Origin of the sequence: Haladaptatus sp. AB618 (genome assembly GCF_024136965.1) — an archaeon.
GTDB lineage: Archaea > Halobacteriota > Halobacteria > Halobacteriales > Haladaptataceae > Haladaptatus.
Genome location: NZ_JAMYJX010000008.1, coordinates 125228 through 139242 on the forward strand (window position 1 = coordinate 125228; position 14015 = coordinate 139242).

14 protein-coding genes are annotated in these 14015 nt (G+C 62.6%); 6 read left to right on the forward strand and 8 right to left on the reverse strand.

The window, feature by feature from the left end; all coding sequences use genetic code 11:
- From NKF26_RS20295 to NKF26_RS20305, 3 genes are all read left to right on the forward strand, one after another.
- Positions 1-1269 carry an ABC transporter substrate-binding protein gene (locus tag NKF26_RS20295; RefSeq protein WP_253227896.1) on the forward strand — a complete coding sequence of 423 codons (1269 nt, stop codon included), beginning with the start codon at positions 1-3 and terminating at the stop codon, positions 1267-1269.
- A gap of 184 nt (positions 1270-1453) precedes the next feature.
- On the forward strand, positions 1454-1612 hold the full coding sequence (locus tag NKF26_RS20300; RefSeq protein WP_253227897.1) for a hypothetical protein: 159 nt from the start codon (positions 1454-1456) through the stop codon (positions 1610-1612).
- A 254-nt stretch (positions 1613-1866) separates the two neighbouring features.
- Positions 1867-3105, forward strand: a complete 1239-nt coding sequence (locus NKF26_RS20305; RefSeq protein WP_253227898.1) for a permease — start codon at positions 1867-1869, stop codon at positions 3103-3105.
- A 22-nt stretch (positions 3106-3127) separates the two neighbouring features.
- Here NKF26_RS20305 and NKF26_RS20310 read toward each other — a convergent pair whose 3' ends face one another.
- The 3 genes from NKF26_RS20310 to NKF26_RS20320 all read right to left on the reverse strand — a co-directional run bounded on the left by NKF26_RS20310 (position 3128) and on the right by NKF26_RS20320 (position 5776).
- The gene (locus NKF26_RS20310) at positions 3128-4399 is read right to left on the reverse strand and encodes an MFS transporter (protein ID WP_253234809.1); all 1272 of its coding nucleotides are present in this window, start codon (positions 4397-4399) and stop codon (positions 3128-3130) included.
- A gap of 18 nt (positions 4400-4417) precedes the next feature.
- Complete coding sequence (locus NKF26_RS20315) at positions 4418-5524, reverse strand: MBL fold metallo-hydrolase (RefSeq protein ID WP_253234810.1); 1107 nt, start codon at positions 5522-5524, stop codon at positions 4418-4420.
- Between the two features lie 99 nt (positions 5525-5623).
- Positions 5624-5776, reverse strand: coding sequence for a hypothetical protein (locus NKF26_RS20320; protein WP_253227901.1), 153 nt, complete (start codon positions 5774-5776; stop codon positions 5624-5626).
- Between the two features lie 164 nt (positions 5777-5940).
- On the opposite strand from NKF26_RS20320, the gene NKF26_RS20325 reads away from it, so the two are divergent.
- Positions 5941-6336 (forward strand): DUF302 domain-containing protein, encoded by a 396-nt coding sequence (locus NKF26_RS20325; protein ID WP_253227902.1) that lies wholly within the window; start codon positions 5941-5943, stop codon positions 6334-6336.
- A gap of 2 nt (positions 6337-6338) precedes the next feature.
- Here NKF26_RS20325 and NKF26_RS20330 read toward each other — a convergent pair whose 3' ends face one another.
- The 5 genes from NKF26_RS20330 to NKF26_RS20350 form a co-directional block, all read right to left on the reverse strand.
- Entirely contained in the window at positions 6339-6893 is a 555-nt protein-coding gene (locus NKF26_RS20330) for a flavodoxin domain-containing protein (protein ID WP_253227903.1), read from the reverse strand.
- Between the two features lie 134 nt (positions 6894-7027).
- Positions 7028-8410, reverse strand: a complete 1383-nt coding sequence (locus NKF26_RS20335; RefSeq protein WP_253227904.1) for a sulfatase-like hydrolase/transferase — start codon at positions 8408-8410, stop codon at positions 7028-7030.
- Positions 8411-8537: 127 nt separating this feature from the next.
- Positions 8538-9869, reverse strand: a complete 1332-nt coding sequence (locus NKF26_RS20340; protein ID WP_253227905.1) for a tryptophanase — start codon at positions 9867-9869, stop codon at positions 8538-8540.
- Between the two features lie 183 nt (positions 9870-10052).
- Complete coding sequence (locus NKF26_RS20345) at positions 10053-11288, reverse strand: ABC transporter permease (protein WP_253227906.1); 1236 nt, start codon at positions 11286-11288, stop codon at positions 10053-10055.
- Between the two features lie 8 nt (positions 11289-11296).
- Positions 11297-12043, reverse strand: a complete 747-nt coding sequence (locus NKF26_RS20350; protein WP_253227907.1) for an ABC transporter ATP-binding protein — start codon at positions 12041-12043, stop codon at positions 11297-11299.
- A 196-nt stretch (positions 12044-12239) separates the two neighbouring features.
- On the opposite strand from NKF26_RS20350, the gene NKF26_RS20355 reads away from it, so the two are divergent.
- On the forward strand, positions 12240-12692 hold the full coding sequence (locus NKF26_RS20355; RefSeq protein ID WP_253234811.1) for a pyridoxamine 5'-phosphate oxidase family protein: 453 nt from the start codon (positions 12240-12242) through the stop codon (positions 12690-12692).
- A 77-nt stretch (positions 12693-12769) separates the two neighbouring features.
- Positions 12770-14008 (forward strand): M20 family metallo-hydrolase, encoded by a 1239-nt coding sequence (locus tag NKF26_RS20360; protein WP_253227909.1) that lies wholly within the window; start codon positions 12770-12772, stop codon positions 14006-14008.
- Positions 14009-14015 lie beyond the last annotated feature (7 nt).

The following is a 14015-nucleotide window of genomic DNA, read 5'->3' on the forward strand; positions in this document are numbered from 1 at the left end:
ATGACAGACAGCAATAACAGTAGGATCGGCGTACCGACACGAAGGCAGTACCTGAAATACGGCGGCGCAGTCGTCACCGGCGGCGTGCTAGCGGGCTGTTCGAGCAGCGAAGGCGAACAGACGTCGGAGAACACCTCGACCGGAGAGACGAGTTCCACGGACGGAACGAGCGAGACGGGCAAAACGACGGACCAAAGCGGCGATGACGGGCCGTACTCGGTGACGATGTCGCCGGTCGGCGAGGTCGAGTTCGAGAGCGTCCCGGAGAACGTGATGATCTACAGCCTACTGTACGCCGACGCGGCGGTGGCGTACGGACACGGCGACGCGGTGAACTCCCTCGGCTTCGACTCCGAGGCCGGTGGAAACACGCTGGACGCGTACTACGAGCGCCTCGACGACGTCTCCTTCGACCGGGACGGGTTGACCCAACTCAACAGCGGGTCGGGAGGCGTCAACATCGACAAGGAGCTGTTCTACAAGCTCGATTCCGACCTCCACATGATCGACCCGGCGCTCGTGGTCTCGTTCAAGGGGTGGGAGAAATCCGATATCGAGGAGATTCAAAAGAACGTCGCACCGTGGTTCGGCAACAACTACAGCCGTCGGAACAGCCAACCGCCGAAGGCGTACCGGGACGACTACCAGTACTACACGCTGTGGGAAATCGCGGAGAAGGTCGCGGCCGTCTTCCGGGAAGAGGAACGCCACGCGAAACTCGCGGCGGTTCACGACGACCTCGTCGACAGGATACAGTCGAACCTGCCGCCGAAGGACGAGCGACCCACCGTCGGTTCCGTGATCTTCATGCAGGGGACGTTCTACCCGTCGAAGATCAACACGGCCGGGTTCGCAAACGCTCACGTCAGACCGCTCGGCGCGACGGACGCGTTCGCGGAGAGCGACGTGACGTTCCAAACCTCGTACGACTACGAAACGATGCTGAAGGTCGATCCCGACGTCATCCTGCATCGGTACGGAATCGCTTCGTACTACAACGTGGAGAAAATCCGGACGCAGTTCGAAGACGATCCGATCGGGAGCAAGCTCACGGCCGTCAAAAACGACGCCGTCTATCCGTCCGGAAACCCGGTTCAGGGTCCGCTTATGAACCTCTTCCAGTTGGAGATGACGGCGAAACAGCTGTATCCCGAGCAGTTCGGCGAGTGGCCCGGATACACGAACGGGGACCCCTATCCCGAAATTCCGGCGGACGAACAACTGTTCGACCGTGGGCGAGTGTCGGACATCGTCACGGGCGGTAACTGATTCCGACGACCCCGTTCGAAGGGACGATCTATCGACGGTAGGCACCCTTTACTTCGGGTATCGCGCCGCATAACAAAGGACGAATCGGTCGCCGAAAGAGACGAGGAAATCATGTTCCAAGCTCACGATCGCGGCCGATTCAGCATCGTATCCGACCTGCACGCGGCCAGTGGGGGCGCGTGAGATGTCCGTCGAGGACAACGAGACGACGGAAAATGCACCATCGTCGGACGCCGAGTACGAGATGTTGTTCTGTGACAACGGCTGGGTCGAGTTACGGAACCCCGACGATTCGGACACCCAGTGGCTGATGGCGAACACGAGCATGGAAATACGCCAGTGAGTCGTCGGAACGACGACTCACAGCGATACGAGAGCACGGTATCATCTCAGAAAGAAAGGAACGGCCGTCTTTTAATCGAAGGATATTAGTTCGAGGTGGAGATAGAGTTTCGAAAGCCAGCTCGGTAATGGCCATTCCGATCGAATTCGGCGTTACAGCGGCTGGCGCAGGCCATTAGTCGGGCGAAACGGGACGCCAGAGGATTTTCCCCTTTAGCCGCAACTGTAGAAAACCTCGATGCCGTACTAGTTTCCATGAACATCGCAGGGAGTCTGACCGACGCCGCCACGTTCTTCGGGGAGATGACGTGGAAAACGTGGTGGGCGCTCGTCCTCGGATTCACGATTTCGGGAGCGGTACAGGCGTTCGTAAGCGAAGAGCGGATGACGAACCTGCTGGGGGGGCGTGGATTGCGGGAGATCACCATCGGGAGTTTCTTCGGGATGATCTCCTCCAGTTGCTCGTTCGGGGCCGTCGCGACCACGAAATCGCTGTTCAAAAAGGGTGCATCGCCGGAAGCCTCGTTCGCCGGGTTTCAGTTCGCCAGCACGAACCTCGTCATCGAAATCGGACTGGTGATGTGGATCCTGCTCGGGTGGCAGTTCGTCGCCGCCGACGTGTTCGGCGGGATTCTGATGATCCTGTTGCTCGCCGCCATCACGAAGTACGTCGTCCCGGACTCGTGGTTCGACGCGGCCCGCGATCACGTTCGGTCGGACGAGGAGGAGAGCGGTACCGTCCGTGACCCCGTCTGTGGCATGGAGGTGGACCCGAACGACGAGAGCACGCTCAGCGTCGAGACGGAGGGAGGGACGGAGTACTTCTGTTCACAATCCTGCAAGGAGACGTTCGTCAATCAGCAGGAGGACGCGACGTGGAAGGACAAACTGCTCACCGTCTCGGGGTGGAAGAACGCCTTCCGGAACGCCATCGGCGAGTGGCAGATGCTGTGGGACGACCTGGTCGTCGGGTTCATCGTCGCCTCGCTCCTCGCGGCGTTCATCCCCAGAGCGTGGTGGGCACAGTTGTTCACGCTCGTTCCGGAGGGAACCGTCGGGTGGGTGGTCCTCGGGTCGGCCATCGGCGTCCTCGTGGGCATCATCACGTTCGTCTGCTCGGTGGCGAACGTCCCCTTCGCGCTCGTGCTGTGGAACGCGGGCATCCCGTTCGGCGGCGTCATGTCGTTCATCTACGCCGACCTCATCGTCCCGAACATCGTGGACATGTACCGGAAATACTACGGCAAACGGCTGGCGGCGGTGCTGTTCGTCTCCATCTTCGTCGTAGCGACCGTGGCCGGTATCGTCACCCACTACGCGTGGGCCGCCGGTGGATTGATTCCGAAGCACAACGCGACGGGCGGATCGGTCCCGCACGCCTACACGACGGTGCTCGACGTGATTTTCACCGTCGTCTTCGCCGCGCAGTTGTACGTCACCTACTTCGAATCGAGCGGCGAAGGGGAAGAAGAGATGGCCGCCCACGCGGACTGAAATCCGTTCTCACGTTTTTCGTTTACTCGTCAGAAACCGAGTTCCGCTCGGCGGTTCGCGGCCGTTCGTACTCGCCGAGCGTCGGGTGTGTCTCGCGCATCGAGACGAGAACGATGACCCCGGAAATGAACATCGCGTATGCCGTCACGTAGAACGCGTCGTGGATGGAGAACACGTCGGCCGTGATTCCGATGACGACCGCTCCAAACCCGTATCCGGCATCGCGCCACATCCGATACACGCCGAGTCCGGTCGCTCGCCACGACGGATGTGCGGCATCGCCGATGACCGTGATGAGGTTGGGATACAACAACGCCATCCCGACGCCCGTCACGCCCGCCGTGACGACCCACGACGAAAATCCGGAGACGAGAGTGGTCGCCAGCACGCCCGCACCGGCGACGAACATTCCGGCGACGACCGGCGGCCGACGCCCGATTTTATCGGCGAGTCGGCCGGTCCACAGTTGGAGTACTCCCCAGACGCCGCCGTAGACGCCGACGACGAGACCGATATGGGCGACGCCGAGGCCGGACGCGGAGAGATACAGTGGAAACGCGATCCAGACGAGAACGTCGACGAACTTCTCCACGCTGCCCGCCTGTGCCGCCGCGAACAGCGTCTGATCACCGTACGTCGCTCGTTTGACGACCTCGGAAAACGACAAGTCGGCGTCCGTCTCGTTCCCGTCGGACTCGGCCCGTGCGTACGGGAGCGTTTCCTCCACGAAGAGGACGGAAACGAGGCCGGCGAGAATGACGACGCCGAGCAGGCCGTAGAACGGTTCGGGTCGGAGTCCGTATCGTGCCGCGACGACCCCGGTAACCCACGACCCGACCGCGACGCCGCCGTAGCCGAACGCCTCGTCCAACCCCACCGCGAGTCCGCGTGCCTCGCTTCCCGCGAGGTCGATCTTGGCGTTGACGCTCATGCTCCACGTGAGGCCTTGGTTCACACCCAGTAGCACGTTCGCTCCGGTTATCCACCACCAGTTGGGCGCGTAGATGAGGACGAACGGAATCGGCAGCGCCACGAGCCATCCGGCGATGAGCACGCGCCGACGACCGAACTCCTCGGCCCACTTGCCGCCGTAGAGGTTCAGAATCGCTTTGACGAAGCCGAAACTGACGACGAACGACCCGATGACGAGGAGCGACTCGACGCCGAGAACGTCGCGGCCGAGGACCGGAACGACGGTCCGTTCCGACCCGATGGTGAGTCCGACGGCGAACACGACGAACAACTGAAGGGCGAACTGCCGCCAGTTGCGTCGGATACCCTGTGTGTAGTTCATTCGAAGGGAGATTCGAGATCAGTTCGACGCGCAGTTGTTGGGGCCGAGTTCGAGCGTTTCAGCTTCCGCCGTAGCTCGTTCTTTGCCGGTGTTCACGCGCTTGATTCGGTTGTAGTTCGCGGGCGTGTCCGGCAGGTCTTCGAGGATCGTCTCGACGAACGCCGACTTCGTGTCCATGCCGAACAGTTCGTTGTTCGCTTCGAGGTGTTCGATGGTCGCGCCGAGCGGTCGTATCTCCTCGTCGCTGAAGTGTCCGGGGAGGACGACGGTGTCGTCCGAGAGGTCGGCGAGTCGATCCAAACTGTCGAAAAGGAGCGTCGCGCCCTCACGGGCGACATCGCTCCCGCCTTCGAGGTCGGGTCGGCCGACGCTTCGAACGAACAGCGTGTCACCGCTCAGAAGGGCGTCACCGACGAGGAAGGAAATGCTTCCACGGGTGTGCCCCGGCGTGAACAGGATTTCGACGTCGTAGCTTCCGACCGAAATCACGTCACCGTCTTCGACCGCGGTGTACCGGTCGAGTTCGCGGGCGTCCGTATCGTGGAGATAGTACGGAACGTCCTCCGCTGCGGCGAGGTCACGCCCGCCGCTGATGTGGTCGGCGTGAGCGTGCGTATCCGCGACGGCGACGATGTCGAGGTCACGCGTGTCGGCGAGGTTCTGATACACTTCGGTGTGCTGGCCTGAGTCGACGACGAGCGCTTCGCCGCCGTCCGCGACGAGGTACGAAAGACAGCCGGTACCGGGACGGACGATCTGTGTGACGGCGTCCGAGTCCGTCACGTCGTAGGCCTGATACACCATCGCCCAGCCACGCATGCCACCTTGCATCGATTTGGCGTCGTAGCCGTTGTTTCGGAGCACCTGTGCGGCCCGCTGTGAGATGACGCCAGCGACACAGACGGTCGCGACTTCCGCGTCGTCGGGGACGTCATCGAGCGACTGTTCGAGTCCGATGGTGTTCCCGCCGGATAGTTGGTCGTAGACGGGGACGTTGTGGCTTCCATCGATGTTCCACTCCTCGTAGTCGTCCTCGTTTCGAACGTCGAGGACGTACAGGTCGTTATCACCGTCTCGGAGCCGTGCAGCGACTTCCGTCGGGCTGATATCGGTATTGCTCGTCATACACAATACTATGAAATACAGTATTGATAAACCTGTGGGTTTCCACGTTCGTTGCCCGCTTTGGCTATTCGAGGCCGAGCAACCGCTGAAAAGACGACTTTACCGCTCCCGTTCCGGGTTCGAACCGACGATTTTCCGTACTTTTCGTGCGATTCGTTTCACGAACAGAGCGTACTGTTCGACGGGGGACGTGCGACAGTTCGGCCCGTCGTCGATCGTACACGCGTCGCCGGAATCGGTTCGCTGGTTCATGGTTCTCCGTTATCGACGTTCGTCGCCGTAGTCGTTTCGACGGATAGGGCGACGAACGCCACGGGTGAAGATAGGTGCTGCAGCCACTTGTATTGTTCCATCATTGCAAGACACTCTGACCGAAACCTCAACTACTAACATCCCCGACGCCGTAGGGAAAGCCGATGACGTACTACGAAAAGCGGCAAGTGGACGGCGAATTCGACGAGGTCGTCGAGCGAACGACCGACGCGCTGGCCGACGAGGGGTTCGGCATCCTCTCGGACATCGACGTGAGCGAGGCGTTCGCGAAGAAACTGGACATCGAGGACTACCCGAACTACCGAATTCTCGGCGCGTGCAACCCGCCGCTGGCGAAGCAGGGACTCGACGCCGAATCCGACCTCGGCACCCTGCTCCCCTGCAACGTCGTCGTCTACGAGACGGACGACGGCGTGGTGGTCAGCATGGTTGACCCCGAAACGATGCTCTCGGTCGTGGACAGTCCGGAACTGGATGGCATCGCCGACGACGTCAAAAGTCGGTTCGACCGCGTGCTGGCGTCGCTTTCCGACGAGTAAAATTACCTCGCGGACGACTTCTCAAACGACCCGACGAAGTCGGTCGTGAAGCTTTCGACGTCCTTCCAGTCCGTGTACTCGTACTCCCGCGACGTATCGCTGTCGACGCTCGTCCGTTTCGCGACCTGTTTCATGACGAACCGCTTGAGCGTGCCGTACTGTCTGTATTTGAGCGCCCCCGGGACGACGGCGGTTTCGTCCGGGTTCCACCCCGTCTCCGCGAGGAACGCCGCGACTTCTCGACGGGCGCGGTCCCGCGCCTCGTCGGTGTCTTCGGCGGCGGTGAGGCTCACGGAGAAGAACGCGGACGGCAGTCGGTTCAACTCGTCCACCTGTTTTTTCACGTAGCGCGTGACGTACCGCTGGTGTTTCCCGCCGTGAACCGACGCGCCGATAATGATCGCGTCGTAGTCCGCGAGTCGGAGCGTCTCGGGTCGGTACAGGACGTGCGTGACGGTCGGGTCGTGGCCCGCCGCTTCGAGCACGTCGCCGATTCGCTCCGCGACCGTCGCGGTCTGTCCTTCGGACGTACCGTACAACACGAGTACGCGTGCCATTACTGACTCCTCCCGTTCGAATCCGTCGCGTCCACGGCGACGAGAAATCCCATTCCCGATTGCATCTCCCATTCCCCCATGTCATGTCGTCCGCCGCCGTCGTAAACCGTATGGCCGGGCGCTATGATCGGGTTCTACTGATACCCGAGTGCTTTCAGCCTGTCCGTTATCTCCTCGGGCGGGGCGTCCCCGCCCTCGTCGCTTCGATTCTCGTCGGCGGTCCCCTCGGACACCATCGCGGCGATTCGTTCCTCGACGGCCTCGTGAAGGCCCTCGGGGACCGCGATATTCTCGTCGCCGGAGAGCAGGTCGTTCGACTCTTCCGGGTCGTCGATCCGGTCGTACAGTTCGCGTTTTTCGGATTCCGTGTGGTAGATGTACGTCCACTCCCGAGTCCTGGCGCTCACGAGTAGTTCGCCGTCGTCCAATCGTCGCGGAATCGGCTGATACGTGACGTTCGCCCCGCGAACGGCAACGGACGTAACCGGCGTGGAGTCCGATTTCCGGTCCAGCAAACTCTCGCCGTCGAAGTCGTGTTCGACGCCCATCGCGTCGCAAATCGTCGGCGGAATCGCGTCGAGACCGACGGCACGCTCGACGGCATCGGCGTCGCCGACGGGATGCGAGACGAGGAGCGGGACGTGTATCAGTTCCTCGTACAGTTTCGGGTAGTGAGCGAGGTGGCCGTGTTCCATGAACTCCTCGCCGTGGTCGCCCGCGAAGACGAGGAACGCATCGTCCCGTAGCCCCCGCTTCGAGAGCGCCGAGAGGACGCGCCCGACGCTCTCGTCGACCTGCCGAATCGCGGCGCGGTAGAGCGACTGGAGGTTATCGAGGGTCTCGCCGCTGACCTCCCGGCCGAGTCCTGCCTGGGCGTGTGCCTTGAGCATCTTCAGCGACCCGACGTTGACCCCGGTTTCGTCGCGGACGAACTTCGGGGCGGGGACGTACGGGGTGTGAACGTCCATGTAATGCACCCAGAGGAAAAAGGGCGGTTCCGCGCGCTCGATGAAGTCGATGGCGTGACGCTCCACGTCTTGCATCCGGGAGACGTTTCGTGCCCCGCCGTCGCCGCCGAGCAGTCGCCGGAACGGCGACGCCGCGACTTGAAGCCACGCCTGAACGGTCGGATGGGCGGTGAGGTATTTGCTGTAAAACGAGTCGGTCGTGCTCGACGTGAACGTCTCGAACGCCTCGAAGCCACGGTCGTAGCCCCAATGGTCGGTCAGGAATCCGTTCGCGCCGTTGAACCCCGCAGTCGGAATTCCGGCGTCCCGAAGCGTTTCGGCGAGCGTCGGTCGATCGGAAAGCCCGATGTCGCTCGAATCGGTGAAAACGTGGTCACCGCCGAGAATCGAGGGGAAGGAAAACGGCGTCCAGTTGCCGTGTGCGAAGGCGTTTTTGAATGTGGTACCCCGTCGTTCGAGGTCGGCAATCTCGCCGTCCTTCGGCAGGGCGTCCGCTCGAAGCGAATCGACGGTGAACAGGACGGTAATGGGAATGTCGTTCGTGTTCATCTGTCGCGGTGAGTGATGGTTCGCTACGTGAGAATTCGGTAGCGCGGTCAAATAGCTTGCGAGACGGCAACTCTATTGCCGCTATATTTCACAATAGGACTCGTGAGACGTGGCAGCCAATGGTTCCCTATTCGACGGGTTCGAGTTCCGCGCTGAAGTGACGCAGTTCCTCCATCGGCGGTTCCCAGACGATTTCCAAGCCCGAGAGTTCTTCGCGCTTCTCGCCGACCGCTTCGAAGGTTTCGGCGATGTGCTCCAGATGCTCGCGGAAGTAGGTCCGGCGGGGGAGACAGAGCCGGACGAGTTGCGGGCGGTCCTCGCCGGGGAACGCGAACTCGCCGAGTTCGACGGCGCGAACGCCGCCCTCGCGGTACAGTTCGCCGACGAGAACCTGTCCGGGATACTGCTCGCGCGGGATTTCCGGCAGGAACTCCTCCGCATCCACGTACACCGCGTGGCCGCCGGTGGGACTGTAAATCGGAACGTCCGCTTCGAGGAGCAGGTCGCCGAGTTCGGCGACCTGCTCGACGCGCGACTCGATGTAGGGTTGGGTGACCGCTTCACGAAGACCGACCGCCATGGCCTCCAGGTCGCGTCCGGCAAGCCCGCCGTAGGTCGTGAACCCTTCGTAGAGGATGCCGCGCTGTTTCGCGTGTTCGAACAGGTCGTCGTCGCGCACGCCGACGAACCCGCCGATGTTGGCGAGCGCGTCCTTCTTCCCGCTCATGACGATTGCATCCGCGTAGGAGAGTTCCTCGCGGGCGATGTCGGCCACGTCTTCCCCCTCGAACTCGGCTTCGCGCTGTTGGACGAAGTACGCGTTCTCCGCGAACCGGCAGGCGTCGATGACCAGCAGCGCGTCGAGTTCGTCGGCTACCTCGCGCGCCTCGCGGATGTTCTCGACGCTCACGGGTTGGCCTGCCATCGAGTTGTTCGTGATGGTGACGAGGACCGCGGGGATGTTCTCTTCGCCGACCTCGTCGGCCAACTCGCGGACCTTGTCGGGGTCGAGGTTGCCCTGGAAGGGGTCGTCCGGCGCGACGTCCACGGGACAATCGACCGGTTTTCCACCGTTGTTGACGATGTGTGCCCGCGTCGTGTCGAAGTGGGTGTTGTTCGGGACGTAATCGCCCTCGGAGACGGTAACACCGTAGAGGACGTTTTCCGCGCCGCGACCCTGATGGGCCGGGACGATTTTGTCGAATCCCATCACGTCGGAAACGCTCTCTTGGAGGCGTTTGAAACTGTCACTGCCCGCATACGCTTCGTCGCCGCGCATCATGGCGGCCCACTGTGCATCGCTCATCGTCCCCGTCCCGCTGTCGGTCAGCAGGTCGATGAACACGTCCTGGGAGTCGAGGTTGAAGACGTTGTAGCCCGCCGCTTCGATGTTCGCGACGCGCTCGTCGCGGTCGGGGAGGTGAATCGGTTCGACGACTTTGGCCCGGTAGGCTCGCATATCCGAACTGGGGGAGTCCGTCTTCTTAACCCTGCTGAGAAATCATCGGTGGAAAACGGGCGTATCCGGGTGTCAAACCCCGAATCTGCACATCGCTACTTTCCATAGTCCATCCGTGTCGTGATGCCCTCGATGTGCATGGTGGTCGTTTCGTCGGCCAACCGCTCGACCGTTGTGCGCGTCTCACTCGTACCGCAACGCGTCGATGGGGTCCACACGCGCGGCGTTCCACGCCGGGTAGAGACCGGTGATCATGCCGACGAGGATACCGACCCCGATGGCGACGGGGACGACCTCGTACGCGAAGACGAGCGGCAGGCCGACGTACTGCGTGGCGATGTACCCACCGACGGCACCGAGTGCGACGCCGAATATCGACCCGACGACGCCGAGCAGGACGGCCTGCATCAGAAACAATTGGAGCACGTCGCGGTTCTGCGCGCCGACGGCTTTCATGATGCCGATTTCGCGGGTGCGTTCAGTTACGCTCACCAACATGATGTTGGCGATTCCGATGGCCGCGACGACGAGCGAGATGACCGCGATGCTCGTGATGAACGTCGTCAGCGTCGTGAGCACGTCCTTCAACCGATTCACGAGGTCCTGGTCGGTTCGTACCCGAATGGCGTACTTGTCGGGCGTGAGTTGGACCGCGTCGGAACTGGAGTGAAGGTAGGCTTTCACCGCCCGCTTGCTTTCCGGAATCGTCGCGTGGTTCTTTGCGACCACCGTCAGGAGCGGGTAGACGCGCTCGTCGGTGCCCTGCGTCGGACTCTTCACCGTCGAACTGTAGAACGGCCGTGTCGGGACGTACACCTGCGGGAGCGACCCGCCGCTGTCGAACTGGCCGTTCCCGTTCGAGTGGCGTAACACGCCGACGACGCGAGCGCGCACGGTACTGCCGTCGCTCGTTCTGATCTCGACTGTGTCACCGACGCGGAGGGTGTCGTCGAACATCGTCGCCGCCGCCGGGTTCACCACGACTTCGCGTTTTCCCTGCCGAAACGACTCGCCGTGAGCGAATTTTCGGGTTCGGAACTGCGCTGGCGTCGTCGCCACGATTTGGTTTTGGCTCACCGTTTGGCCACCGTGGGAGAGCGCGATGACGGGGAGGATGCCCCTCGGAACCACCGTCGCGACGCCATCGATGTGGCGGAGTCGGTCGACGTCGTGGGCGGTGAAGACGGGTTGTGCACCGAATCCGGCTTGGCCGCCGGGTGGACCCGCCCAGACGTACACGTTCGGGGCGTGGCCGCCGGTGAACTCGTGAAGGATATCGACGCGGAGGCTGGTGCCGAGCGTGACGAGCGTGATGACGGCGGCGATGCCGATGACGACGCCGAACGCAGAAAGGGAGGACCGAACACGATGGCTTCGGATCGCCCTGAGGCTCATTCGGAGCGTTTCGCGGAACTCCATTTGTCTCGCTACCGCGTCCCTTCGACCCGCCGCCGCGAATCGATCTCCTCCACCCGTTCGACGGTGCCGTCGAGGATGTGAACCACGCGCTCGGCGTGTTCGGCGATGTGGCGCTCGTGCGTCACCATCAGCACGGTGTTCCCCTCGTCGTTGAGTTCCTCGAACAGGGCCATTATCTGTTGGCCCGTCTCGCTGTCGAGGTTGCCGGTCGGCTCGTCGGCGAGGATGATGGCCGGGTCGTTCGCCAGTGCGCGGGCGATGGCCACGCGCTGACGCTGGCCACCTGACAGTTCGTTCGGCCGGTGGTCCTCCCGACCGCGAAGCCCCACCCGGTACAGCAAGTCGTCGGCCCGCTCCCGGCGGTCGGTTCGTGAGACGCCGCGAAACACGAGCGGAAGTGCGACGTTCTCACGGGCGGTGAGACGCGGCATCAGGTTGAACGTCTGGAAGACGAACCCTATCTCCTCCCCACGAACCCTCGTCCGTTCTTTGTCCGACAGGTCAGTGACATCGCGTCCGTTGATGGAGATGCGTCCCTCGGTCGGCGTGTCGAGACATCCGATGAGGTTGAGGAGGGTGCTCTTTCCCGACCCACTCGGTCCCATCACTGCCGTGTACGCCCCCCGTGGAATCGACAGGTTCACGCCGTCGAGTGCGTGAACCGGCTCCCCCAGAAAGTACGTTTTTCGAACGTCCGTCAGTGTCACCGCATCTCTCTGCCCCTCGTCGGAACTCGCCGAGTGGCTGGCTGCCATAGTACAGGTTACTATCCCGACAGTCTAAACCCTACTCCATAACACGATACCGGGTGCGGGAAAAATAACGACGGAGCGGTGTTACACTCATCGTCGCCGGTTCGGAACGTGAAACGTTTCGCACACCGGGGAATTTCCGTCTCCACGATCGCGGGTTATTCGATCGTCGGGAGCGTATATCATCGGTGAATTTCCGATGACCGAACTATCAGGCGTGTGGTCGAAGGACGAACTGATCGAGTACTTCGAGCGGACGACCGTTCCGCTTCGATTGGCCTGTAGGACCCCATCGGGGAACCTGTGGATGGTATCGCTCTGGTACCTGTACGACGGCGACGCCCTGTGTTGTGCGACCGCCGCGAGCGCGGATATCGTCGACCTGCTTCGGAAGGGTCCGTCCGTCGCCTTCGAGGTGTCCACGAACGACCCGCCGTACACCGGGGTACGAGGGAACGGAACCGCGAGCGTGGAACCCGATTCGGAGAAGGAACTGCTCCGGGAGTTGGTGACTCGGTATCTCGGGGACGCCGATTCGCGACTCGCACGGGAGTTGCTGTCGGACGACCGGAGCGAGGTGACCATCCGGATCGAACCGAACCGCCTGCACAGTTGGGATTTCACCGCTCGAATGGGCGAACCGTCCCCATGACGTGACGACGGGGTGACTTCCGGCAGTTCATACCACCCACCCCGACCTACTTGGGGCGCGCGGACGACACGGAACGCATGAGAATCGACCGGGACCGACTGCGGAAGGACATCGAGGCGAACGCCGAATTCGGTGCGCTGGACGATGCCGAACACGGGCGAACCGTCCTCACTGGAACGGAAGCGAACCGACAGGCACGGGAGTACTTCGTGGAGCGACTGGAGGACGCCGGATTGGACGTTCGCGTGGACGCCGTCGGCAACATCGCGGGACGGTGGACGCCCGAAAGCGCCGACCCGGACGCCGCTGCGGTCGCGGCCGGGGGCCACCTCGATTCGGTTCCGGAGGGCGGCATCTTCGACGGCCCACTCGGCGTGTATTCGGCGTTGGAAGCGGTTCGGGCGATGCAGGATTCGGGAATCGAGGCGACCCGTCCGGTCGACGTCGTCTCGTTCACCGAGGAGGAAGGTCAGCGGTTCGCCAGCGGCCTGCTCGGGTCCTCGGTCGCCGTCGGCGAGCGGTCGGTCGATGACGCGCTGGCGCTGACCGACGGACGAACGACGTTGGCCGACGCGCTCGATTCGATGGAATTTCGGGGAGAGGGACGACTCGATGCGAGCGAATGGGACTCGTGGCTCGAACTTCACGTCGAACAGAGCCGACGCCTCGAACGGGCCGACGTGTCGGTCGGCGTCGTCACGACGATCACCGGGATCACGCACTGTGACGTGGAAGTTCGAGGCGAGGCGAACCACGCCGGGGCGACCCCGATGGCGGAGCGAACGGACGCGCTCGTCGCGTCAGGCGAGTTCGTTCAAGACGTAGAGCGGGCCGCGAACGAAATCAGTGAGACGGCCGTTGGGACCGTCGGAAAGATCGACGCGCGGCCGAACGCGACGAACGTCGTCCCCGGAGCGGTCACGATGGGCGTCGATATTCGGGACGTGGAATACGAGTCGATGAACGAACTCGTCTCCCGTGCCGAGGAGTCGCTCACGATTCTCGAATCGGAGCGCGGCGTCGAGACGACCCTCTCCCGTGACTTCGACCTCGAACCGACGGACATGAGCGAGCGCTGTCGGGAAGCGGTGCACGAGGCGGGCGAAAAGTCGGAAATAGAGACGCTCGACCTCCACTCGGGGGCGGCCCACGACACGATGCACATCGCGGACGTGACGGACGCGGCGATGTTGTTCGCGCCGTCGCGCGACGGGATTTCGCACAACCCCGCCGAATGGACCGACTGGGAGGACTGTTCGACGGCGACGCGAGTGCTCGCCGGTGGGATTGCCACGTTGGCGGGCGCTCAATTCTGAGACAGAG